This window comes from Leptospira koniambonensis (genome assembly GCF_004769555.1).
Lineage (GTDB): Bacteria > Spirochaetota > Leptospiria > Leptospirales > Leptospiraceae > Leptospira_B > Leptospira_B koniambonensis.
The window spans coordinates 708,680-732,950 of sequence record NZ_RQFY01000004.1 but is presented as its reverse complement, the minus strand read 5'-3'; the positions used below and the strand labels follow the sequence as shown (position 1 = coordinate 732,950).

Here is a 24,271-nt window from a genome sequence, read left to right as displayed (position 1 = left end):
CGTTTATTTTCTTTTAGATAATAAAGTTTCCAAATCAACTTGCCCGGGAGCTTTCGGTTCTCCCAAACAACAATAAGTAAATTGAGATCCTATCTTTTCAGGAAAGATCCTGAATTCTTTTCCAGATTCTCCCATGAGTATTCCGCAGAAACCAATTGGAATATTTTGTTTAGCGCATAGTTTAGAAAGTTTAATAGAATACTCTTGGAATTCCTGCGATTCCTGCTCGTTCTTTGGAAGCGCAGCAATTTTAAAAATCCTTTGGAAAGGGAGTTCAGACTTAACAGTTGCTAAAACTTCTTCCGTGACTGGTCTTAAGAAAAAGAGTAATTCTTCGTAATCTGGAATTCCTGAAAAACTATGAACAGATCGGATGATCCCAAATCGATCCTCGTCTATTCCGTTAAATACGGGATTGTCCTTATCTAATTCAAGATCTATATAATGTTTTCCTGATTCTAATCCGGAAAGTAAAGGTGCGATATTTTCTATATCCCAGACTCCTAAACTTTTTAGGCTGGAATCTTCTGGTTGTCTATAAGTGAATACACAAGCAGCATTTAGATCTTTTATTTTTTGTAAGATCTTTTCTGGAGCATCTTTGTCGGAACGAAATTGGTCTAAACGTATCTCTAAAAAATCGGCTTTAGGCAGAGAATCTAAACCAAAAAACTCCTCTTCGTTCAATGTAAGAATGACCCTTATTTTTTGAGAGTTGTCGCTCATGGAAAATCAGAGTCCTTTCTGTAATAGATCGTGAATAGAAACGATCCCCAATAATGCCCCATCTTTAGAAATAATTGGAGCTACAGAGATAGGTTTTTCCCTTCTTTCCATAGATTGTAAAACATCGTAAGCCATGATCCCACTTTCGAATACAGTAGGTTTAGAGTTCATTAAATCTTTTGCCTTGATGGACTTATCTAATTTTCCATCATTTAATAATTTTCTAATATCATAGTCGGTCACGAATCCGATCAGTTTTCCGCTCGGGTCCACGACACCTGTTGCACCCACGAGTTTTTTTGTGATCTCGGAAAGAACTTCTTCTAAGCTTGCATCAGAACTTACTTTTGCCAGTTTGTCTCCCTTTCTCATCACATCGTCCACTTTCAGGGACAATCTTTTTCCGAGCCTTCCTGCAGGATGGTATAATGCAAAATCTTCTTTTTGGAAATTTCTAAGTTCCATTAATGCCATTGCTATCGCATCTCCCAACATCAATGCGATTGTAGTGCTGGATGTTGGCGCCAGTTCCAAAGGACATGCTTCTTTTAGTACTGGAGTTAAGATTACAATATCGCAGTCCAATGCCAATCTAGATTGGGGATTTGCAGTTAAACCTACTAATTTGGCTCCAATACTTTTTATGGTAGGAAGAAGGTTAAGTAATTCTTCACTTTCTCCGCTCTTACCGATTGCGATGACCACATCACCTTGGGCTAAAATTCCAGCATCGCCATGAGCCGCATCAGATGGATGAAGAAAATACGAAGGAGTTCCTGTAGAAGATAAAGTGGATGCGATCTTTTTACCAACGTCTCCTGATTTTCCTACGCCGGTTACGATCACTTTTCCTTTGGATTGGAAGATGAGTTCGACTGCTTTTTCTATATTTGGATCTAGGTTTTCTCTAAAATGGAGGATTGCTTCGATCTCTATGTCCAAAGCTTTTTTAACTTTATCTAATGTATTTCCCATTTCTAACTCTCCTCGTCCGTTTCTAATAACTCAGAATCCAATTCCAAAGATACTGTAGTATCCATTCCAGAAAGGGAAACAAGAATAGACGATTTACTTCCTTTTCGGATGACTCTAGCTCTAATGTTTTTAAAAGGACCATTTTTAATAAGTACCTTTTTACCTGGAGCTAGCATATTCTCTCTTTCGATCTTGATCTTATCCGGATACTCAGTTACGAGTTGGCGGATAGCATCAATATCTTCCTCATCAATTACGAAAGGAATTTCCCCAATAGAGATAAACTTTACTGCTCCTGGAGTTTCCAGGACTTTTAGTTTTTCTATTCTTATATCAATTTTTACGAATACATAAGAAGGAAAAACAGGTAACAGGATCATTTTGATCCGATCAGACCATTTTTTTTTGGTCGAAATAATCGGCAAGTATTGGGTTATTCCTTTTTTGGAAAGTTCTAGTGCTAACTTCTTCTCTGCCCTAGAATTGGTATAAACTGCATACCACGATTTAGAAGATTCACTCATCAGATTCAATACGAAAGGATACCGGAATAATTATTATATTTCCTTCAGGCAGTTGAAATTTCCAGCTAGAAACTGATCTTCTAAACTGAGTTTCGAAAACCTTATATTTGCAAGGTTTGATAGTAGTGACTTTTTTAGCTGCTCCATTAGAACCAATCACCACTTCCCAAGAACAATCAGATTCTAGTCTTTGTTCCAATGCTTCTGGAGGAAAATGGATCTCGTTTTTAAATCTTTCTATCTCTGCTTCAGGAGTTCCCGCCAGGCCTGAATTGGAAGAAGCATCTGGTCCTTCTCCCAAACTTTTAGGAAGCGAAAAATGTAAACTTGGGATTTGGCCTTTGCTGAGGCTTAGTTTGATCTGTTCTGAAAAATTTTCAGGACCTAGATTTCGGATCAAATAATAAGATAAAAATAGGGCCGCATGAATAGAGAGAGAAATGAAAAAAGAAACCCTGGAGCCCATTTGCTGATACGATTTTACAAGTATATTAAGTGTTGAATTTTTCTTGAATCGAATTTTCGGACCTATGAAACTCGGCCCGATGCAATCTTTCGATCCAATTCACGGCTCTACGATCGAGATCATTTCGATTTTGGTGACCTGCTCCTTTGTAGGTTGGATCACAAACTATATAGCAGTGCAAATGATCTTCTATCCTGTTAAGTTTAGAGGTTGGAGAATTTTAGGCTGGCAGGGAATCATTCCAAGGCATTCTAAAAAAATGGCTGGCCTCATTTCAGATGTGATGATGGAGAGATTGATTAGGCCTTATGATCTTTATAAAAAGATAGATCCGGTGCAAATTTCAGATCTGATCCGAGATAGGATTGGAGAAAAATCTTCCTCAATAGTCAAAGATATATTTTTCGCAGATAATCCTGTTATCTGGAAGATGGTCCCAGAAGAAGCGAAACAAATTTTAGAAAAAGAGATCAGAGAAGATATTCCAAAAAAGATACAAGAGATCTACACTTCTTTCGGTAAAGATTTGGAAAGTATATTAGGGATTGGTGATTTAATCAAAGAATCCCTTTCGGGAGAAAATGCAAATATTCTTTCTGAAATTTTCAGAAGATGTGGAGGACCAGAGTTTAGATTTATAGTTCGTTCTGGGATCTATTTTGGTTTTCTGATCGGTTGTGTCCAAGTCTTGTTCATCGCGTATTTGAACCAATGGTGGACCATGCCACTGATGGGGATTTTTGTAGGTTATATCACTAATTGGCTAGCGATCCTTATGATCTTCTCCCCTTTGCAGCCTAAGAACTTTCTATTTTTCAAGTACCAAGGTCTTTTCCTAAAAAGACAGATAGATGTTTCCAGAGAATTTGCATCTGTAGTAGCTTCTAAAATTTTAAACCCTGAAAGTTTGATAGGTGTCATCTTTAAAGGGAAAGGAGGAGATCTGATCATCACAGAACTTCTTTCCAAATCCAAGGAATTAATGGAAGAAAAGTTAAAGAAAAAAATTCCTTATGCTTCCTTAATATTAGGTTCTAAAAAGTTAGAAGAGCTAAAGGAGAAGATTGCGAATTCTATTTTGGAGCTCGTTCCTGAGACTGCAGACAAAATGAAGGACTATATCGAAGAAAGATTGGAGATCGAAAAATTGGTCTTTGATAATTTAAGCGTACTTCCTCCCGAAGAATTCGAACATCTCTTACATTCTGTCTTTAAAGAAGATGAAGCCACCTTAATCAGTTTAGGTGCTTTCCTTGGTGGCATTGCTGGATGTATCCAAGCATATCTCGTTTTTATAAAGTAGGAGTGCGGTCGGTTTTAAAATACATTCTTCTATAAAATAAACCGAAAGTATTATTGTTTAAGAGTATATTTTACAGATTATTTCTCATTCAAATTCTTGTTTGCTAAAATCAAGAAGCGAGTTTCCTAAATTCGCTATACCAATCTTGACTTCATAAAATTACTGAAAATATGAGAAAGAACCTACCGATCACTGGCCGAGAAATTCAATTCGCTGAATCGGCGGTAATCATCTCCAGAACTGACTCTAAAGGAAAGATCACTTACGTTTCCCAGGACTTTGCGGATGTAAGTGGTTTTTCAGAAGAGGAGATGCTGGGCCAACCTCATAATATTGTCCGCCATCCCGATATACCTCCTGCAGTTTATGAAGATCTTTGGGGCACTGTTCAATCCGGCCGCCCTTGGAATGCGATTGTTAAAAACCGCGCAAAGAATGGAGACCATTATTGGGTGGATGCGACTGTTACTCCTGTTCTTGAAAACGGAGTGATCATCGGTTATATGTCTGTTCGTAAAAAGGCAAACAGGCAACAAATAGAAAAGGCAGAAAAACTTTTTGCGAGAATGAACGGAGAAACAAGGCTCTTTAGGACCTTCTTCTCATTTATAAATTCGATCCGAGTGAAATTCGGATATCTTGGTCTTGTGACCTTCACATTCGCATGTATATTCATTCCTTCTTCTTACTTAGGGATGAAATTATTTTTAACAGATCCTGTCGCTTCCACCATAACCTTTCTTGCAGTGGTTCTTGGATTTACACTTTGTTTGAGAACTATCCATAAACTGAAAAAGAAAATGTCTGAGACCTTAGAAATCGTAGGCAAGGTAGTAAATGGAAATCTTGCTTCCGAATTTCCAAGGAAAGAAGGGATAGAAGACGCTGACAAAATTTATTCTAACTTTAGATGTATGACCATCAGTCTTTGGGGACTTTTGGTACAAATGAAAGAGAACTACCAGAGAAACTTAAAACTATATGAAGAATTATTTCAATCAGTAGGTTCTTTCGAAAGAGTTTCCCAAAAACAGGCACATGCTGTTCAAGAAACTGCAGCTGCTTCTCATGAACTTTCAAAAACAATCGATGAGATCGTATTAACGATCAGTGAGCAAACCAGAAGTTTATCCAATGTAAATGATAGTATTGGGTCCATAGATATGTCTTTGGGAAAAACTTCTGAGTCCATGCAAAACTTGGAGTCTCAAGCTGGGAATGTAGCAAACAAAGCTGACCAAGCAAAGCAGATCTTTAATGAAGCAATCCAATCTATGGAGCAGATACGTTCTTATTCAAATGAGATCAACAAGATAGTAGGCATCATCACAAGTATTTCAGAAAGAACAAATATGCTCGCTCTAAACGCGTCGATAGAATCTGCAAGAGCTGGAGCAGCAGGAAAAGGATTTTCAGTTGTTGCAGATGAGATCTCAAAACTTGCAGAACAAACTAAGTCTAGTATCAAAGACATTACTCATCTTGTAAAAAGCACATCTAACTCAGTGGAAGAAGGCGCTCTGAAAGTAGGACAATCTGTAGATGTATTTGAAAATCTTCAGAACTATATTGAAGAAGTTCATAATTCTGCATCCAAAGTAAAAAGCCTTTTATTAGAACAATCTAAACGACTCGGAGAAATTCGCAGCAGTTCTGATCAGGTTTTAGTTTTAGGAAAGATGATGGCTGGAACTTCTGAACAGCAAAAACTTTCCGCAGGTGAAATTTCAGATTCTATGAGTGCTATCTCCAAATCAGCAGAAGACATAGCTGCTACTTCAGAAAATATTAGACATTCGGTAAAAGATACTTTGGAACATTCCCAAAAATTTGGCGGAATTTTGAGCCATTTTAAAACAGATTAAATCGTAAAAAGCCGATATTGATTCTAGAATGGAGAATCGTTTCCTAAGGCTTGCACTCTTACTCGCGATCATAGTGACTCTTCTTTCCTATTGGAATCATGGATGGGTTTCTTATCTAAAAGACTTCGTGGTTTTTATTCATGAAGCAGGGCACGCGATCGCAACTTTGATCTCCGGTGGTTCTGTTCAAATGATAGAATTGAACGGTGACGAAGCAGGGCAAACTGTTGCATCTCCTACATCTGGTAAAAGTCCTTTTATATTCGTAGTCTCTGCAGGTTATTTGGGTTCTTGTTTGGTCGGAGGATTTCTGATCAACAGAGGATTCAAAGGAAATCTGGTCCGTCCCACTTTGTTACTTTTGGGAGGCGCCGTTTTATTACTCACTTTAAAGTACACTTCTTCCGGAGGACTTGCTCAAAGAACAGGTTTGCTTTGGGGGATTTTCCTTTTAGTCTCTTCGTTCCTTCCATTTGGTTGGGATAGATTGATCACTGTGTTTTTAGGGACTAGCGTAAGTTTATATAGCCTTTATGATCTTTTAGATTTTACTGAAAATGTTCAAAACACTGATGCAGGTATCTTAGCATACTGGGCAACTGGGACTTCTCCAGGTGGAACTGTTCCGAAATCGGTTTTGTTCTTGGGATATTTGATTGCTCTGCTCTGGTCCTTTTTTAGCGTATCCATCATATTCTTTTCATTGAAGAGAGCAGTAGCTCCTCGTCCGGTTCCGGATGAGACTCCTGGATTTGATGAAGGGCCGGTACTAGGTTTAGACAATCCATTTCCTGGAGAAGTAACTCCAGAAGTATTGGAATGGTTTTTAAGCAGAGGTTTGGATCTGAATGGTAAACCTCTTCCACCGGAATTTATGGATATAGAGAGAATTGATGGCTAATAGAGTGCTAGTGACCGGCGGAGCCGGATTTATCGGATCTCATTTATGTGAAAGATTGATACAAGAAGGTAACGAAGTTATCTGCGTAGATAACTTTCACACCGGAAGAAAGAAGAATGTTGAAAAACTTCTCTCCAATCCTCGCTTCGAACTAATACGTCATGATATCACTGAGCCGATCCGACTCGAAGTAGATCAAATCTATAACTTCGCTTGTCCAGCGAGCCCAATCCATTATCAATCCAACGCAATCAAAACTATAAAGACCAATGTTCTCGGAACCACGAATATGTTGGGACTTGCTAAAAGAGTAAAAGCAAGGATCTTACAAGCTTCTACCAGCGAAGTTTATGGAAATCCGATCGAACATCCTCAAAAAGAAACGTATTGGGGAAATGTAAATCCAATCGGTATCAGAAGTTGTTACGACGAAGGAAAGAGGGTAGCTGAAACTCTTTGTTTCGATTATCACAGAAATCATAAAGTGGACATAAGAGTCATTCGTATCTTCAACACTTATGGACCTCGTATGCTTCCTGACGACGGAAGAGTTGTAAGTAATTTTGTGGTCCAAGCACTTGCAGGAAAAGACATCACAGTTTATGGAGATGGTTCTCAAACCAGATCCTTCTGTTATGTAGATGATCTTGTAGATGGTATCATCAGAATGATGAACACTCAGGACTTCAATGGACCTGTGAACTTGGGGAATGATGGAGAGTTTACTGTCAAAGAATTAGCAGAGTTAGTTTTAAAAGAGACTGGCTCTTCTTCCAAGATCATTTATAAAACTCTTCCTCAAGACGATCCTGCCCGCAGAAAGCCAGATCTGACTTTAGCTAGACAAAAACTGGGTTATGAACCTAAGGTTCCTTTATTAGAAGGAATCAGGAAAACGGTCGATTATTTCAAAAATCACTTGGATTAATCGTTCGCCGAGAAAATCTGGACCTACTTTTCCCCTATAAGGGAATTTAACCGAAAAATTGAGTTTCGAGTAGGCTGTATGAATATCGGAGTTTTAAAAGAAGCTAAAGAAGAGACTAGAGTTGCGGTCACGCCGGACGTAGTTGATGCCTTTAAAAAAATCGGTGCTTCTGTTATCATCGAGAAAGGCGCTGGAGAAGGATCTTTTTTCTCCGACGAAGATTATAAAAAAGCCGGAGCGACGATTCAATCTCGCGCGGACGTTCTGAAAAAATCCGACCTAATAGTGAGCATTCACTTAGCGGATGGAGCAAGTTTATCTAAGATCAAAAAAGGAGCTTTCTATTTAGGAATGTTCCAACCTGCAGTTAATCCTCAGGTTATCAAAAAGCTTGCTGCTCAAAATATTACAGTATTGAGTTTAGATGCGATCGCTCGTATCACTCGCGCTCAGTCAATGGACGTTCTTTCATCCCAAGCAACTGTTGCTGGATACAAAGCTGTTCTTATTGCTTCCACTCATTTGACCAGATTTTTCCCGATGTTAACTACTGCTGCAGGAACAATTACTCCTGCTTCTGTTCTTATCATTGGTGCTGGCGTTGCAGGCTTACAAGCAATTGCAAGCTCCAGAAGATTAGGCGCTGTAGTAGACGTATTCGATACTCGCCCTGAAGTAAAAGAGCAAGTTCAATCTCTTGGTGCTAAATTCGTTGAGGTCGAAGGTGCAACTCACTCTGCCGCTGCAGGTGGTTACGCTGTAGAACAAACTGAAGAATATAAAAAACGTCAGCAAGAAGCGATCGAAAAATTCGCTTCTAAAGCGGACGTGATCATCACTACAGCTTTGATCCCAGGAAGAAAAGCTCCTATCATCATCACTAAAAAGATCGTAGATAGAATGAAAGCTGGATCCGTAGTAGTGGACCTTGCTTCTCCAAACGGAGGAAACTGCGAGTACACTCAACATGGTAAGGTTGTATTAACGAAAAACGGAGTTTCCGTAGTTGGTCACCAAAACCTGGCAGGTTCCCTTCCTTCAGATGCTTCTAGAATGTTCGCTAAGAACGTATTAAATTATCTGAAACTATTGGTTAAAGAGAAGAAGATTAACTTTGACCTGAACGACGAAGTTATCGCTTCTACGACGATCACTCACGAAGGAGAGATCCGTCACAAACTTACTTTGGATGCCTTAGGTGGTTCCAAACAACAAGGGAAGAAGCCAGCGGCCAAGAAAAAGGCCTAAGGTCCCGAAACAAGTTCCTATCAACCACCCTCCGAGCACATCGGAGGGAAAATGGTGTAGAGATAATAATCTTCCGATTCCCGCCAAAAGACTCAGCACCAAAAACCATTCCGGAAAACCAAACAAGAACACTAAGATCAATGCTGCTGTCATCGAGTTAGATGCATGGGCAGAAGGAAATGAATGTTTCATATCCGGGTTCTGATCTACTTTTCCAGCCACAGTAACTAGCGGCCTCTTACGAGCGATTAGCTTCTTTAATACTAAAACAAAACGATCATTTGCATAGGCGACAAGCCCTGCATAAGGAATTACAATCCACCAGGGATAAGGAAGGCTTCCTTGCCATGCTGCATATGCGAGATAAGGAAGAATAAGAACTAACATTATCTCTCCACGATTGATCCTAGAGAGAGTTTTGTTTAGAAGTGGTGAATGGATTTTTTCGCGAATAAACATCGCGATCGCATAATCGATTCTTTCGAAAGCGGATAATTTTTCCAATGTGTTCTTATCCAAGTAAGGATTTCCGTAAAATGGAGATTAGATCGGATCTAGAAACAGAAGATTGTTCTCCTGAGACGATATCTTTTAACTGGACCTTGTTTTCGGAGAGTTCGGATTCTCCCAAGAAGATCAAGAAACGATATCCCTTTTTTTCTGCCGTCTGGATTTGTTTGCCGAGTTTTGCAGGCTCGAGCATTGTTTCCACTCCGATTCCTTCTTTTCTCAGTTCTTCTGCGAGTTTCAGAACTTCAGGAAAAACTTTATCTTCCATCAAAGGAATTAAAACAGCATTTTTAGAATTCAGATCTTTTGGAACGAGTCCATGTCCTTCTAAAAAGTTTTTGAAGGTCACATCTCCTAATCCAAAACCGATCCCAGAAAGTTGTTCATTGGAGAAGAGCCCGATCAAGTTGTCGTATCTTCCTCCGCCGTATAAGGATCTTCTGTTTTCAGGATTGGTATCGAATACTTCGAAAATACAACCTGTATAATAATCAAACCCACGAATGATAGAGGGATCAAATTCCAATTGGTCTTTGATCCCCAGAGAACCCAGATCAGAAAATAGATTTCGAATAAATTCAACAGAAGAAGGATCTATACCTTCTAAATCTCCGATCGTTTGTAGATTGGTATCTAAGTATTTATAAATAAGAGTTAATTGTTTATCTGGATTAGAAAGTAGAGGTTTGATCTCCTCTTCAAAATTTTCTTTGCTGATTTTGGATTTTTTATCTAAAAGTTTGGAAACTGAATGTGCTTTTTCTGGAGCTAAAGCCAAAGTTTGGTTTAAGAATGAATCCAAAATTCCTCTATGAGAAACTTTGATCTGATAACTTCCTTTAGGAGCTTTAAAATTTTCTAAAATTGCATTAGCGATCAGAATGATCTCTACTTCTGCTCTATAAGAATTTACTCCGAACAGATCCACATTGAGCTGCCAATGTTCTCTAAGACGTCCCTTTCCAGGTTGCTCATATCTCCATAAGTTCGGGACGGAAAACCAGCGGATAGGTTTAGCAAGATTTCTTACTTCTCCGGCAACCATTCTTGCCAGAGTAGGAGTCATTTCTGGACGGATCGCAACATGACGATCGCCTTTATCCATAAAATTGTAAAGTTGTCGTTGGACGATCTCTTCTCCGCTTTTTGCAAGATAGAGTTCGAAAGATTCTAGGATCGGGCCGTCGTATTCTTCGTACCCGAAAGATTGGACAGTCTTCCTCATTACGGAAAACATCCAATTTCGGAATCTCATTTCTTCCGGATAAAAATCTCTTGTCCCCTTGTATGGGGCTGTGGGTAAAAAGGCTTTCTGTTTTTCCAAGTCTCTTAGACGCTCTTAATGAAGCTTAAATTCTTCTTTAATAGAGTCATATTCGTCTTGGCATCGTTGGAGCCAACTATTTCTGCACCGACCAGGTAAATTTCCCCGATCTGAGAAATATGTCGGATTTTAAATGCGAATCTCAGTGGAGCTTGCATCTTAAAAGTTATATCCGCAGTAAAGAAAGGTTTATGCAGAAAAGATTCGACTAGCTGGGATTCGGTTACTTCTAAAAGAATTCCACCTTCGGAAGCGTTGATCACGTTTTGACGGATATCGACATCCAGAGTATTGGAGTCTTCTATCCTTTCATTAAACACGTCTTCTAACTCTACATATTTTTTTAGAATAGCTGGATCTAAGATCCTATCCTTAGTCTCCGCATAACCTAAAGCAACGAGCTTTGATCCGGAAGGATCTTTGTAATAGATTGGATAGACCGCAAAAGATTGAATTTTCCCTGAACGATAAACTTTGGTTCTATCTTCTAGGATCATCTCATCTTCTAATTCTTGTTTTAGATCTAGAATATTGAAACCGCCTGCCTCTTCTTGAGAAAGAGGATCCATATTGATCGCATCTTTTACAAAGATAGTTTTGCCTGTACGTTTTGCTAAGTCTTGTTCGAAGCTTAGTTCTTTCCCGGTAGGAAATACCAGTCTGGAATACGGATATTCGGATAAAATATTCTTATGTAAGTCTGTAAGTAGGATTTGGCCGGAAGTTCCCAAAACTTTCGTGGAATCCTGTTCTTTCTTAAGCATATGGAATCTATGCGCTACTACTTTGCCTTGTAATCCTTCTATTCTTGGAAGAATACGGCCGTCTTTTGCGATCCTTACGTATTCAGGAGAACAGATCACTACTCCGTCCTCATGATTCACGGATTCTACTTTAAAGCCGATTTCCATATGTTTACTTAAGGTTTTGTAAACTGTGATTTCGCCTTCTTCATTCAAAGATTCAGGGTCGACCCTAAGGAAAATTTTTCCTTCAGGAGTAGTTTGTAAGATTTGTAATTCTTGTTTTAAGGGACTTTCTTTCAGAAAGAGTCCGTTATTATGTACGTACTCTTTCAGAATATAACCTACTTTTTGAGGATCCTTGATGGTATCCCATATTCTTGGTGATTGTAGGTAAGATCGGTACTCGACTTCCATCTGCTCTCCTTTATAGCCGTCCAAAAACTAAAGTTTTTGGAACCACTGCGCTTGTCAGGCTTCAAGAGCTTGGACCGTAGGGACAAGCTCTTATAGCTTGCGGAAGTCGACCCTCCTGTTTTTAGCTCTTCCATCTTCGGTAGAGTTATCTTCGTCAGGTCTGGAATACCAATAAGCTCTGGTTTTTAACCTAGAAGCTTGGATCCCTTTGCTACGAATGTAGTCAAAAACTTTCCGCGCTCTGTTCCCGCTTAAGCGAGTATTATATTCTTTGGAAGCTATATTATCTGTATGGCCCCCAATCTCTATTTTATCGGACGGATTCTTCTTGAGATAGTCTACAATCAGATCAAGTTGTTTGCGATGTGCTTCAGTTACTTCAGTCTTATTGAATTCAAAATAGAGTCTAGTACCTAAAACAACTGGAACTTCTGAATCTTTCCTTAAGGCTATAGAAATTGTAGAGCCAGGTTTAATATCTTTCTTCAAGATATTAACACTTTCGGAAATATATTTCTCAGCCTTTGCAAAGATTTCAAAATCAGTGTCGGGGATCAACTCGATATGGAAATTTTTTGACAAACTGTTGTATTTTAAGATTTCTCCCTGTCTATTCTTAGGAGTAAAAACTGTAGCGGTCGCTCCAGCGATTGGCTCTTTAGTAGCGGCATCAACTACTACCACATTAAGTCCCTTTCCTTTATCACCGTCGCCTGTGTTAACTATTTTGCCTTTCTCTTCATCTTTGATAGGAAGAAGCACATAAGTTTTATAAACTTTCTTATTTCTTTCTACGTTACCACGTAAGTCTAGCTTGTCCTCAGTGGGATAAAATCCTGGAGAAGAAATTTCTACCTTATATAATCTTCCAGTTTTTAAAACGGTTTTAAAGTTTGTCGGGTTTCCTTTAGAAAGATCTCCACCTATTCTTTTGGAAGTAATCGTGCGAGAAGGTCCTATACTATCAGAAATTTTGATAGTCGCATCCAAACCGATCATTGTGGCTTCTGAGCCGTCTAAGACCAATCCCTGAAAGGATACATCGTAGGAGTTCCTTAGGTTTTCAGGGACTTGGAATCTATAAATATCATATTGGCCCTGTCCTCCATTTCGGTTGGAAGAAATATAAGCCCAAAGTCCTTCGTGATCGAAAGAAATTCCTTCTGAATCGATTCCTTCTGCAGTATCTAAATTAAATGGATGAGGAAGTTTTTCTAAACTTCCTATTTCAGGAACTGGATGAGGAAGATTTGTTTTAGAAACTGTAAGTTTATCTTCTGCATCTTCAGTGTCAGAGCTTCCTGGAAGATTTAAAAAGCTGCGGTATAAGGAAAACTTTTTGCGATCGTTTTCTCTATTAGAAGAGAAGTATAATTGTTCTCCATCCGGATGAATATAAGGAAGAATTTCACTGGCCTTGGAATTGATCTCCGATCCTAGATTGATAGGACTGGACCAAACGCCAGTGGGAACAGTTCTATAACTTACCCAAAGATCATATTCTCCATATCCACCTGGACGATCGGAAGAAAAGATCAGAAATTTTCCATCCGGAGAAATGGAAGGCATCTTTTCCGTCCAATTAGAATTGATCTCAGAGATACCAATCAAGTCGCTCCAACGTCTTGTTTTTTCATCTCTTTTAGTATAATAAATATCTAATGCGTCAAAACCTTCTCTATCTGCTTTTACATTTCGGACAGAAGTTAGAAAAATTTCCTCAGGGTTTCCGGACTCATCGAATCGAATGGAGATCCCACCTTCGTACTTATCAGTATTGAATAGTTTGGATTTTTTTTCTCCGGAAGGAAGTTCCTTTTTATTCTGTTCCCATATGTCTTGGTTCAGGTTGACAGGCTTCTTCCAATCAGCTTCCCCATCTCTTTTTTTATAATTAGCGTTTTCGGAGAGCCAGATATCCATCTCTCCTTCTCCGCCTGGACGATTGGATTGGAAGATCAGATATCTTCCGTCAGGGCTGATGATAGGATTGTATTCTACGTTTTGTGTATTTAAAGGAGATCCAAAATTTCTTTCCAAAAGTGTAGGAACAGGTTGGGCGGATCCATCCCAGGAAAATAAAAAAAACAGAAGAGTTCCGGCAAGGACGGAGCTAAGAAAGTGATTTCGTTTTAGAACGAGTCCTTTTCCTTGATTGTAAAAAAACATCTTGTAATTAGTATCGGAACAAAGACCCCAAGTATCAAGATGGAAACTAAGATGGAATCCGACCTGCCTAATAGAAACCAGGAAGAAATTTTCCCTCCAAAACCGATCCTATTCGGGGTTTTGAACATAACCAACGACTCTTTTTCGGATGGGGGAAAATACCTCCGAGAGGACCTGGCTTTAGCTAAGGCAAAATCTCTAATAGTAGAAGGCGCGGACGTTATAGATATTGGGGCCCAATCTTCTAATATAAAAGCGGAGCCCATTTCGGAAGAGATGGAATGGGATAGAATGAAGGAGATCATCTCCGAGCTCAAAAAGGAGAAGGTTGCCATCTCAGTAGATACGTTCCGTCCTTATGTCATACGAAAGGCGTTAGAAGCAGATGTAGATTATATCAATAATATCAGAGGTTTTGTAGATCATGAAAGTTTGGATCTTTTAAAAGCCGAGAGCAGCAAGTCCACAAAATACGTGGCAATGTTTTCTCAGGATCATTCCATCAAAGCGTCTGAATCTTCGGATTTAAAACCGGAGACAGTTGTGCCTCTTGCTCTGGAGTTTTTTCGAGAAAGAACAAAAACATTCGAGGCTTTAGGATTAGGGGATCGTTTGATTTTAGATCCAGGAATGGGATTTTTTCTAAGTCCTGATTATAAAGTAAGTTTTGCAGTTCTTGCAAAGATCGTCGAAATTCTTTCTGAGTTTCCAAACCTTATGGTCTCAGTTACTAAAAAATCTTTTTTGGGAAATGCTCTCGGAGGTTTGTCTGTAGAAGATAGAATTGTTCCGACTGCGATCTCAGAAACATATCTTTGGTCCAAAGGAGTTCGGATGATCAGAACTCATTCTCCCAAATCTTTTTTATTAGCAATGAAGACCTGGGAAATGTCCCACGGAGTTTATAGTCCGCAACGCGGGCTTCAGGAGCGAAGCGACTATCGCCCGTAACGAACTCGATCCATTGTTTCTTTTCCTTCCGGAGTTAAGGTAGGAAAAAATTCCTCTTCGGTGAATTGTAATCCTTTGGATTTCAATTTTCTAAAATAAGGAAGAAGTGGAGAAACATCCGCTTTAGGATTTTTGGAAAGTAGAGAAAGTTTCCATAATTCTAAAAATACCAAAGATTCTTTTTCAGATTCAGGTGCTTTGTGAAGCCAATCCAATGTTTCTGAATATCTTCTCTTTTCGTAATACGCGTGAGCGATATAATATTCTAATTCAGGAATACGTTCTCCAGTACCACTCAAACTAAGTCCAAAAACCAAAACATCGTCCCATTTCTCTAGGATATGGGCCATCTTTAACATTAGGCCTCTTGCGTTCTTATGGAATGGACTTTGTTGTAAGATCTTTTCCAGATAATAATAACTTTTGGACCATTCTTGTTTCGAGAAAAAATATTCTGCTAAACCTTCCCAAGCATAAACTTCCTGACCTGGAATTGTAGAAAGTGCATCTCTAAAGATCACAAGCTCTTCTTCTCTTTGTGCTTCTATTAAAAGGTTTTCGAATTTTTTGCGTTCAATTGGAGGAGATTGTTTTAGGAATGTTTCCAGGTATTTTTTGGCTTCTGAAATATCTTCTACTAGATAATATAAACGTAATAGATTAAGTGAAGGTATCGGATTATTAGGGAGAAGTTTTTGTGAACTTAGAAACTCGTCTTCTGCATCATCGATAAGCGAGAATCTTACGAATAAAATTCCCAGATTGTTTTTGTCCGGAGCAAGGATTGCTTTTCCTCTATGGGTTTTTGCTTCCCAAGGACTTTTTACAGAGTCCACCTTCTCCCTTGTATAATCTGTAGCAGTAAGATACAAAAACATAGGATCGTTTTCGATCTGTTCATTATTTCTGATTGGATATAAGCAGGAGAAAAATAGAAGGACGGGTAAAAGAAAAAGATTAACCGGTTTCAGAAGTTGGATTTTCCTGTAGGTTTTTCTGTGCATATAATAAATACTTTAGGGCCCGTTCTGAATCTCCATGAAACAAATACATAAGAGAAAGATCAAGCGCGTCCTGTGCTTCCGGAGCCTCGAAATCCTGAGGACTTTCCTTAGAGAGAGTAAGTTTATTCTTAAATTCATCCAATTTTTTTCGAGTTAAAACTTCTAGATTATCAAAGAATACTTTCTCTTCTGCCTTTGGCTTTTGTTTGGCTTGTTTAATCGAATCATTGAACTGCACAAATCCTTGAGCGGTTGAAGTTACTTTCTTAAGAGTTTCGAATGATTGTTTATAATTTCCAAGTTTAACATGGATCTCCGTCATCAGGATTTCCATTCTGGGATCATTCGGGTTGATCTGGATCGCTATGTTAGCAGCTGCTAATGCTTGTTCCCATTTTTCAGTATCAAAGTATATGGTGGCAAGTGCAGCATAAGCGGTTTTATTTTTAGGATCTAACTTGATTGCATTCTTTAGATAAAGTTCTGATTTGTCCGGGCGATCTAATTGTTTATAACAATATGCAAGAAGTAGATGAGAGTTCAGATATTTTTTATTTAACTCGAGAGAACCTTTGAGTGCTTTGACTGCAGCATCTAAACTTCCGAGTCGATATAACTCTACTCCAAGATTATAATAAAGTTCAGTGGTTTTTCCAAGTTCGAGTGCCTTTTGGTAGGTCTTAATTGCATTCTCAGAATCTCCGGTCCGAGAATAAAGTGCACCGAGGTTTAAATAAGCCTTCTGGAATTTGGGGTTCATTCCCAAAATTTCAGAATATATTTTGGCCGCCTGGGAGATTTTCCCTTCTTTTTCGAGTTTTAAAGCCTCGTTGAACTTTCGTTTGATATCGGCCTCGGTCATATCTGGAATATCGACTAAAATTCCCCAGAAAACAACCTGAAAAAAACTTCAGGTAAAATGTAAAAACCTCCGAAAATATAACATAGAAAGACAGAGGTCCGAAATGAAACAGATAGCTGCTATCTTCGCATTGATAACTGTTACCGCTTGCGCTTCTTCAGAAACAAGAAGAAGTATCAGCGCGTCCGGAGATCCTTCCGAAATATTTTTTGAAAAAGAAATCGTCCCAATGGACCAAGAGTCCAAAAGAGATATGGTTCTGGCTAAGAACTCTTCCGCTTCCAGAGGATTGGATGATCTTCTTGCGGATAATAAACCAGTAAAAGCCACTACGCCTTCCAGACAACAATCAGGATCCAATGGAGATTTCGACGAGGTCGGATATTCTTCTTGGTATGGCCCTAAATTTCACGGTAAGCCAACAGCTAGTGGAGAAATTTTCGACAAAACAAAACTGACTGCCGCTCACCCAAGCCTTCCTTTAGGTTCAGTGGTTCGAGTTAAAAATCTGGAAAACGATAAAGAAGTTTTAGTAAAAGTAAATGACCGCGGACCTTTCGTAAAAGATAGGATCATCGATCTTTCTGAAAAAGCAGCAGAGAACTTGGAATTCAAAGATGTTGGAATTGCAAGAGTTGGTCTCACTGTAGTTAGCAAAGGTGGAGCAGCTGAGTCAGAAGACATGGAAGGTTTGGAAGATGAAGAAGCTCTTCTAAAAGAAAACAAACCTGAAAGACTTACTCCTAAAAAAGCTGTGACCCCGGCTCCGTTAGTGAAGGGAGCTCCAAAAGGACAAACTGTCCAAGTTGGCGTTTTCAGAAACAGCAGACTTGCTGAAGATTACAGAAAAAATCTTTCTGCAGAATATGGTGAGAAAGTTTATCTATTCGAAAGAGAAGGAATGTTTGTTCTTCAAATGGGTGATTTTATGGATCGCGCAAAAGCGGACCTTCTAAAATCCAAATTGAAGGAAGACGGAGTGGATTGTTTTATCCCTAAAAAATAAAACTATCATTCGGTCTCTGAAAGAAAAAGCCTCCTTGATTGGAGGCTTTTTTATTTAATTCCTGTGCGCTCTACAACCTTTGAGCTTCATTCTGCTAGCACATACTGATTTAGATAATTGAACATAAGCCGGAAGACAGGTGCCTGTTCCTTGCCCGCAAGCAGGATCTACTATTAATAGCATTGCAAAACAATTATCATAATCTTTCAGATCTTCTGCGCAAAGATCCTCATGACTCACTAAGATCCCACAATCTGAAAATGAATAGAGTAGAATTGCAGAAAAACAAACTAGAAAAAAGACCCTTATTTTCGACTTCATAAACCCTCTGCCGCAATGGCGGCTAACGAATATAACCTAAAGAATTTAGAAGAAGGTCAGTTTGTCAAAAAAAAACTTTCCGAAATTTAGATTCCGCCGCCGTGGATGAACTCATTTAACTCTTCATCCTCGTTTTTAGAGTCAGACTTTTTTTCTTTGATATTGGATTTTGCGTATAACTCGTTCACTTCTTTTTGCAATGTATCTATCTTTTCTACCAGAATGGAGAAAACTCTTGCGACCGGGTCAGGAAGTTCTCCATGATCCAGCATTCTTTCTCCTTCTTTTCCGAAATCTACTTTGGAACGGACTACTTTTCCTGGAACTCCAACAACAGTACAATCTGCAGGAACATCTCTGAGCACCACAGAACCGGCACCAATCCGAACATTATGTTCGATGACTATATTTCCTAAAATTTTTGCTCCGGCTCCAACTACTACATTCTCTTTTAAGGTGGGATGTCTTTTGCCGCTTTCTTTGCCTGTTCCGCCCAAGGTTACTCCTTGTAGGATCAAACATCCTTTTGCGACTTCTGCGGTCTCTCCTATGACAACACCTTGGCCATGATCAATAAAGATCCCAGGTTCAATTTTTGCTCCCGGATGAATGTCTATCCCAGTCAAAAATCTTGCGAAAGTATTGATGATCCTAGGAAATAAAGGAATTTTGATCTTATATAAAAAGTGTGCCAAAGAATGGAACCAAAGCGCATGTAAACCCGGATAGCAAAGAATGACTTCCAAATAAGACTTTGCTGCTGGATCGTTTTTTTTAATTGCTTTGATGTTTTCGAACAAATGTTTATCCCGGTTCTTCTTTGACGGTCGATAGAAGAATAATGTTATCTTTAGTTATGAATAAGCTTGAAACTGTGCACAGGTATGTAAAGGAGGAATCATTTTGAGAGAGGACCTGAGTCGGAATCTAAAGGAAAACGGTCTAAAAAATTGAATAGGTCATCTTACGGATGGAACGTACTTCTTTTCGTTCTGACTTTTTTTACCTTAACCTTTCAGGATGATATATTCAACCTTCCGTTTTTAAACTCTGAAACAATCTCAGAGATTTTTCGGATCAGAACTCCTTATTCTTTTTCTCTACTTGGAATTCTTTTTTGCCATGAGATGGGGCATTACTTAGCCGCCAGATATTATGGGATCAAGGCAACTCTTCCTTACTTTTTACCAGTTCCACTTTCTCCTGTAGGAACAATGGGAGCTGTGATTCGTATCAAGGAACCTATCAGAAACAAAATCCAATTATTCGATATTGGGATTTGGGGACCTGCAATGAGTTTGTTGCTTTCGGTCCCTTGTCTCGTGATCGGATTATATAATTCTCAATTAGTTTCTCTAGCAGAAAGAACTGCAATATTACATGCTCATCCAGAGTTGATGGATATTAATTTTGGGGATAGTATTCTCACTTACGTTTTGTCCCAGAAAATTTTAGGTCCCTTTGATCCTTCTCTCTTTACAGTAGAATACAATCCTCTTGCTTTTGCGGGCTGGGTTGGACTACTAATTACCGCATTAAATCTTTTACCTTTCGGTCAATTAGACGGTGGTCATGTTGTTTATTCATTAGCAGGAGAAGGTTATAGAAAGTGGATCTACTATTTGTTTTCTGCATTTCTTTTGCTCTCTCTTTGGAATTATTCGTGGATCTTATGGGGATTGCTCATCTATTATTTTATCAGAGTAGAACATCCTTTTGTCCCGGATGCTACATATCCAATCGGTAAATTTAGAAAGATATTTGGCTGGGGTATGTTATTATCCTTCCTGCTTATTTTTCCAATTTCTCCAATCACTGTTGTAACTTCTACTGGAGCCAAGAGTAGTCTAGGAGAAGATCTATGGAAGATTCTACTCGAAGTATTTTCAAAATGAAAAAATTGATCTTTAAAAGTTCCATCCTACTCATTCTAATAATCTCTCTTTCTATCCATTCACAAGAAGAAGGTGACGTAGACATTCAATTGACAGAGAGTCCTTACGGTCTTTCTTACGACGGAACAAATTTCTGGTTCGCTGATAGCAAAAGAAGAGCAATCATTCGTGTGGATCCAAGCGGCAGACAAGAAGCGTTCAATCTAGGAATTCCATTTATTGCAGGTTTAAACTTCGATCCAAGAGAAGGTAAACTTTTCGTGGCGAGCAAAAGGGTCGTTTTGAAAGTAGAACCGAATACCGGTGGAGTTACTGAAAGAATACAGGTCCCAATCGATAAGATAGGTGGGATAGCGAACTTTCAAAATTATCTATATATCCTGGATTCTGATACAGGAAAGGTTTCCGTTTATGATAAGGGAACTCAAAGTTTTTTCGGCGGTTTCTTAACCGATAGATCGGAACCAAAAGATATTTGTTTTGCAAGAGATAGTCTTTGGATCACTGACTCTTCTGATGGAAACGTATATAGATATGATCCAACTAGTGGAAAGATCACAGGTTCCATTCGTTCTCCTTCTAAAGATATCCGGGGTATTGCAATTCTTGGAAGTAGGATCTACGTTGTAGATAGAACTACTAGAGAAGTCAAAAAGATCTCCTTTGTAGAAACGGATCGATTCCTTGCTTCCGGAGAAGCAACCTACCTTATCAATGTAAAGATCAAATATTCTTTGGATGAGGCTACATTGGTCGGTGGAGTTCTGGGACTTCTTCCTCCTCCTACAACAGAACACCAAAGGATCCGAAATCTAAAAACCAAAGACCCTAAATTTAAAGGGGATCTGGTTATGGGAGTTCGTGCACTTTCCAAAAAATTGGGCATAGACGATCCAAAAGGTCCTCAAACCTTAGAATATCATTTTGAAGCAAGAACGACTAACGTCAGATATTACGTCCTGGACGATTTTTTGAAGAAGAAGGAAGAAATTCCCACTGATCTAGGAGCATTCACCAAAAACCGAGTTTCGGTAAAAGAGAAGGCTGGGAATTTTTTCTTAGATAAAATTTTCGACGCGAGGTTATTCCGTTCTGATTGGGATAGTTTCAAAAAGTCACTACTTGATTCAGGTTTGCCTGTTCGCCCAGTGAAAAGTTTAGTGTTTTCCGGAAATTCGAATCCTTCTTTCAAAGATACTTTGGATATTTATATTCCGAGTTTCGGTTGGGTGCCTCTTGCAAGTGTAAAACCGGAGAAGATAGAATCTTCTCGCGCTTACCAAAAAGGAGAGGATATGGTGGATCTGTTCCGCAGTGAGGCTTGGGCTGCTTTACCTTCTCCTATTTTATTTAAAGCAAAAGATTCTGAAATTTGGAAACCTTTACCTGCTGAGATAGAAGTTACACTTCTTCCTAAGGGAACTGATCTTTCTTCTAACTGATAGATTCTTGCCTGCTTACAAAATATTTTTTATAAGCAACAACGCCGAGTGTGATCGCTCTTCCTAACATATAGGAAGAGAGCGAAAACCAAAGTAAATGATTGTTGTTTTGGATTTTTCCCCAATAAGCGATCGGAAAGAAGAATATGACGGAACTAACGATCATTGAATTTCGCAGTATTTTACCTTCTGAAATTCCTAAGAAGAATCCATCAAATATGAATGCAAAAGATCCAAAGATGAGCACCGGAGCGATCCAATAGCCATATTCTTTTGCGAGAGCCACGACTGGTTTGGATTTGCTAAATAATTCGAATAAGTATCCGGCAGGAAGAAGGATCATAATACAAAAAAGCAGAGAGATCCCGAACCCAGAAACAATTGCCATTTTTAGGATCTTTCTTAGACCTTCTGAGTTATTATTTCCTTTTAGATTTCCTGCAACAGTTTCCATTGCGATTGCTGCGCCATCTATCCAAAATGCACCGATCAAAATCAATTGGTGAAGTATTGCATTTGCAGCTAATGTTTCAGAACCCAAACCAGAGCTGTAATTTCTAAATAAACTGAATGTGGTGATCAAAAGTAAGGTTCGGATCATTATATCCGAATTCAAAGATAGAAGTGAAATATATCCTTTCAGAGAGAAAATTTGGATCTTATGATAAACTTGTAAGAACCGGTCCTTCTCCTTGAATAATAAAACAAGGAAGAATGTAAACATCAGATATTGGCTGATAGAAGTTGCAATTCCGGCTCCATAAGCTTTCCAATCTAAAAATAGAATGAACCAAATATTCAGTCCTATATTGACTAGATTTGCAATGACTGTTGCGACTAATACAGTAGCACTTTTGGATCTTCCCAAAAACCAGCCAGTGAGAACAAAATTACAAAGAGTTGCAGGTGCGCTTATGATCCTGGATTTGAAATATTCTCCGCCTGCGGATTTTACTTCCTTCTCCCCTTCTAAAACAGAAAATCCGAATTCTTCTAAATAAGTTTTAGAAAGTAGGATCAAAACACCGATCCCAAATCCGAGCAATAAGGATCTTAATAATATCTGAAATGATTCTTTGTTATCTTCATTTCCTTCTGCCTGGGCAGTAAGACCGGTAGTGCTCATTCTTAAAAATGAAAATCCCCAGAACAGATAATCGAATAATACATTGGAAAGAGCTACTCCAGCTACATAAGTATGAGACTCTAATTGGCCAAGTACTGCAACATCTGCAAAGCTTGTAAGAGGAACAGTTAAGTTCGCGATTATATTGAAGAATGTTAGAGTGAGAAATTTTTTTTCCAAGAGAAGACTCAGGTGCTCGGTCGTTTCTTATCTTCTATACTTTGGAAAACATTACAAGCAACCAAATCCCCTGTGACGTTCACAGTGGTTCTGCACATATCCAAAATACGATCTACTCCTAAGATGATCCCTATCCCTTCTGTAGGAACTCCTACACCAGCTAAGATAGATGCTAAAATTACTATACCAAGTCCCGGAGTACTTGGTGTTCCAATAGAGGCTACCACAGTTGCGATTAGCACAAATGCAAGATTCGTTGTTGTTAATTCTATTCCATATACTTGAGCTAAGAATACTGTGGCAACCGCTTGGTAAAGTGCAGTCCCATCCATATTCACTGTAGCTCCCAATGGTAGAATGAATTCTGCAATCTTTCGAGAGACCCCCATCTTCTCTATTCCAGTCTTTAAAGAAAAAGGAAGAACTGCTGCAGAACTAGAAGTGGAGAATGCGAGCAACTGTACTTCGCCCGCTCGTTTCAAAAACCAAACAGGGCTCTTTCTTGCTACTAGTATCAGTATAATTGAATACATGAGTAGCACTAAGACTAGTCCGCCTAGCACGGTGAAAAAATACACTCCAAGACTCAATAAAACTTTGAGCCCAATCTTAGCAGTGATTTGAGCGATAAGTCCGAAAACTGCAAAAGGTGCGATCTTCATTGCCCATTGAACGAATACCATGCTTGTCTTGAATATAGCTTGGAGTACAGGTAGAACATAAGAAGCACTTTGTTGTTCTATCGAAAGAATAGCGATCCCAACTAATAGTCCTAATAAAACTACACCTAACATATCTCCATTAGCAAATGTTTGGAATGGATTTCTGGGAAGAACAGAAAGTATTAAGTCAGGGACCTTTTCCACTGAGACAGTGCCTGAGGATTCGGATACTTTATTTGGGACCTGTACTCTTGGGATCCCGGCCGGGTCTACAAAACTTCCTGGTTTGATCGTACTTGCTAAGATGATTCCGATCGATACGGCTAATATTGTGGTAAATACGAAGTATAAGAATGCTTTTAATCCGAAACTTTTCAGATTATCCAGGGTTTCTCCGGCGTGTATCCCTAGAACGATGGAACAAAACACCAAAGGGATCATGATGATTTGCAATAAGATCAGGAAGAAGTGACCAGGAAGGCCTAACCAAGAAATGATTGGCTTAGAAACTTCTTGGGCTACCAACGAATTTTCAGGACTTAGATATAGACCTACTAAAAGTCCGGACACCAAACCTAACAAAACTCTGAACCAGAGTTTCTCTAATGGAAAAAATCTACGAGCATTCGGAAGGTTTTGGTTCGAGTCAGCGGACATACTCGACAGAATAGGAGTCGCATTCTTATTTTTCTATTGATTTTTCCCTTTTCAAAATGATAGTGA

Annotated in this window: 23 protein-coding genes; 9 read left to right on the top strand and 14 right to left on the bottom strand. The window is 38.9% G+C overall.

Translation table 11 applies throughout. The features are described 5' to 3' along the window. Positions 1-3 precede the first annotated feature (3 nt). Genes EHQ52_RS07485 through EHQ52_RS07470 form a run of 4 tightly spaced genes read right to left on the bottom strand, consistent with a single transcriptional unit; the run spans position 4 to position 2,691 of the window. The gene (locus tag EHQ52_RS07485) at positions 4-726 is read right to left on the bottom strand and encodes a type I 3-dehydroquinate dehydratase (RefSeq protein ID WP_135614590.1); all 723 of its coding nucleotides are present in this window, start codon (positions 724-726) and stop codon (positions 4-6) included. A 6-nt stretch (positions 727-732) separates the two neighbouring features. Further along, complete coding sequence (locus EHQ52_RS07480; RefSeq protein ID WP_135614589.1) at positions 733-1,701, bottom strand: KpsF/GutQ family sugar-phosphate isomerase; 969 nt, start codon at positions 1,699-1,701, stop codon at positions 733-735. A 2-nt stretch (positions 1,702-1,703) separates the two neighbouring features. Continuing rightward, positions 1,704-2,225: a UpxY family transcription antiterminator gene (locus EHQ52_RS07475; protein ID WP_208653461.1), complete on the bottom strand. Its 522-nt coding sequence runs from the start codon at positions 2,223-2,225 to the stop codon at positions 1,704-1,706. After that, positions 2,218-2,691, bottom strand: a complete 474-nt coding sequence (locus EHQ52_RS07470; protein WP_135614587.1) for an LIC_10042 family TonB-like protein — start codon at positions 2,689-2,691, stop codon at positions 2,218-2,220. Before EHQ52_RS07470 ends, EHQ52_RS07475 begins: the two co-directional genes overlap by 8 nt. A 64-nt stretch (positions 2,692-2,755) precedes the next feature. Here EHQ52_RS07470 and EHQ52_RS07465 point away from each other — a divergent pair, with 64 nt between their 5' ends. The 5 genes from EHQ52_RS07465 (at position 2,756) to EHQ52_RS07445 (ending at position 8,936) form a co-directional block, all read left to right on the top strand. Further along, positions 2,756-3,994: a DUF445 domain-containing protein gene (locus EHQ52_RS07465; RefSeq protein WP_244244818.1), complete on the top strand. Its 1,239-nt coding sequence runs from the start codon at positions 2,756-2,758 to the stop codon at positions 3,992-3,994. A gap of 170 nt (positions 3,995-4,164) precedes the next feature. After that, entirely contained in the window at positions 4,165-5,859 is a 1,695-nt protein-coding gene (locus EHQ52_RS07460) for a methyl-accepting chemotaxis protein (RefSeq protein ID WP_135614586.1), read from the top strand. A 28-nt stretch (positions 5,860-5,887) separates the two neighbouring features. Further along, positions 5,888-6,760, top strand: coding sequence for a M50 family metallopeptidase (locus EHQ52_RS07455; RefSeq protein ID WP_135614585.1), 873 nt, complete (start codon positions 5,888-5,890; stop codon positions 6,758-6,760). Next, positions 6,753-7,688: a UDP-glucuronic acid decarboxylase family protein gene (locus EHQ52_RS07450; protein WP_425269005.1), complete on the top strand. Its 936-nt coding sequence runs from the start codon at positions 6,753-6,755 to the stop codon at positions 7,686-7,688. Before EHQ52_RS07455 ends, EHQ52_RS07450 begins: the two co-directional genes overlap by 8 nt. A 78-nt stretch (positions 7,689-7,766) precedes the next feature. Continuing rightward, positions 7,767-8,936, top strand: a complete 1,170-nt coding sequence (locus EHQ52_RS07445; protein WP_135614584.1) for a Re/Si-specific NAD(P)(+) transhydrogenase subunit alpha — start codon at positions 7,767-7,769, stop codon at positions 8,934-8,936. On the opposite strand, the gene EHQ52_RS07440 is transcribed toward EHQ52_RS07445, so the two are convergent. The 4 genes from EHQ52_RS07440 to EHQ52_RS07425 form a co-directional block, all read right to left on the bottom strand. After that, a complete protein-coding gene (locus EHQ52_RS07440) occupies positions 8,883-9,395 on the bottom strand; it encodes a phosphatase PAP2 family protein (protein ID WP_167492210.1) in 513 nt (170 codons plus the stop codon). The two genes, EHQ52_RS07445 and EHQ52_RS07440, sit on opposite strands and share 54 nt — an antisense overlap. A 52-nt stretch (positions 9,396-9,447) precedes the next feature. Continuing rightward, positions 9,448-10,770, bottom strand: coding sequence for a histidine--tRNA ligase (gene hisS / locus EHQ52_RS07435; RefSeq protein ID WP_135614582.1), 1,323 nt, complete (start codon positions 10,768-10,770; stop codon positions 9,448-9,450). Between the two features lie 5 nt (positions 10,771-10,775). Beyond that, the gene (locus EHQ52_RS07430; RefSeq protein WP_135614581.1) at positions 10,776-11,930 is read right to left on the bottom strand and encodes a DUF1577 domain-containing protein; all 1,155 of its coding nucleotides are present in this window, start codon (positions 11,928-11,930) and stop codon (positions 10,776-10,778) included. Between the two features lie 90 nt (positions 11,931-12,020). After that, positions 12,021-14,099 carry an OmpA family protein gene (locus EHQ52_RS07425; RefSeq protein ID WP_135614580.1) on the bottom strand — a complete coding sequence of 693 codons (2,079 nt, stop codon included), beginning with the start codon at positions 14,097-14,099 and terminating at the stop codon, positions 12,021-12,023. A 51-nt stretch (positions 14,100-14,150) separates the two neighbouring features. On the opposite strand from EHQ52_RS07425, the gene folP reads away from it, so the two are divergent. Beyond that, positions 14,151-15,050, top strand: coding sequence for a dihydropteroate synthase (gene folP / locus EHQ52_RS07420; protein WP_425269383.1), 900 nt, complete (start codon positions 14,151-14,153; stop codon positions 15,048-15,050). On the opposite strand, the gene EHQ52_RS07415 is transcribed toward folP, so the two are convergent. Continuing rightward, a complete protein-coding gene (locus EHQ52_RS07415; protein ID WP_244244817.1) occupies positions 15,038-15,928 on the bottom strand; it encodes a tetratricopeptide repeat protein in 891 nt (296 codons plus the stop codon). The genes folP and EHQ52_RS07415 overlap by 13 nt on opposite strands. A 79-nt stretch (positions 15,929-16,007) precedes the next feature. Then, the gene (locus tag EHQ52_RS07410; RefSeq protein ID WP_135614577.1) at positions 16,008-16,916 is read right to left on the bottom strand and encodes a tetratricopeptide repeat protein; all 909 of its coding nucleotides are present in this window, start codon (positions 16,914-16,916) and stop codon (positions 16,008-16,010) included. A 103-nt stretch (positions 16,917-17,019) separates the two neighbouring features. On the opposite strand from EHQ52_RS07410, the gene mpl36 reads away from it, so the two are divergent. Next, positions 17,020-17,922, top strand: a complete 903-nt coding sequence (gene mpl36, locus EHQ52_RS07405) for an RlpA family plasminogen-binding lipoprotein MPL36 (protein ID WP_135614576.1) — start codon at positions 17,020-17,022, stop codon at positions 17,920-17,922. Positions 17,923-17,976: 54 nt separating this feature from the next. Here mpl36 and EHQ52_RS07400 read toward each other — a convergent pair whose 3' ends face one another. Next, on the bottom strand, positions 17,977-18,243 hold the full coding sequence (locus EHQ52_RS07400) for a hypothetical protein (RefSeq protein WP_135614575.1): 267 nt from the start codon (positions 18,241-18,243) through the stop codon (positions 17,977-17,979). Between the two features lie 86 nt (positions 18,244-18,329). Further along, positions 18,330-19,043, bottom strand: coding sequence for a serine O-acetyltransferase (gene cysE, locus EHQ52_RS07395; protein ID WP_135614574.1), 714 nt, complete (start codon positions 19,041-19,043; stop codon positions 18,330-18,332). Positions 19,044-19,193: 150 nt separating this feature from the next. On the opposite strand from cysE, the gene EHQ52_RS07390 reads away from it, so the two are divergent. Continuing rightward, the gene (locus EHQ52_RS07390) at positions 19,194-20,138 is read left to right on the top strand and encodes a site-2 protease family protein (protein WP_135614573.1); all 945 of its coding nucleotides are present in this window, start codon (positions 19,194-19,196) and stop codon (positions 20,136-20,138) included. Further along, positions 20,135-21,580 (top strand): Vgb family protein, encoded by a 1,446-nt coding sequence (locus EHQ52_RS07385; RefSeq protein WP_135615678.1) that lies wholly within the window; start codon positions 20,135-20,137, stop codon positions 21,578-21,580. The genes EHQ52_RS07390 and EHQ52_RS07385 overlap by 4 nt, the downstream gene beginning before the upstream one ends. Here EHQ52_RS07385 and EHQ52_RS07380 read toward each other — a convergent pair. After that, the gene (locus EHQ52_RS07380) at positions 21,573-22,898 is read right to left on the bottom strand and encodes an MATE family efflux transporter (protein ID WP_135614572.1); all 1,326 of its coding nucleotides are present in this window, start codon (positions 22,896-22,898) and stop codon (positions 21,573-21,575) included. The genes EHQ52_RS07385 and EHQ52_RS07380 overlap by 8 nt on opposite strands. After that, on the bottom strand, positions 22,895-24,205 hold the full coding sequence (locus EHQ52_RS07375) for a dicarboxylate/amino acid:cation symporter (protein ID WP_135614571.1): 1,311 nt from the start codon (positions 24,203-24,205) through the stop codon (positions 22,895-22,897). Before EHQ52_RS07375 ends, EHQ52_RS07380 begins: the two co-directional genes overlap by 4 nt. Positions 24,206-24,271 lie beyond the last annotated feature (66 nt).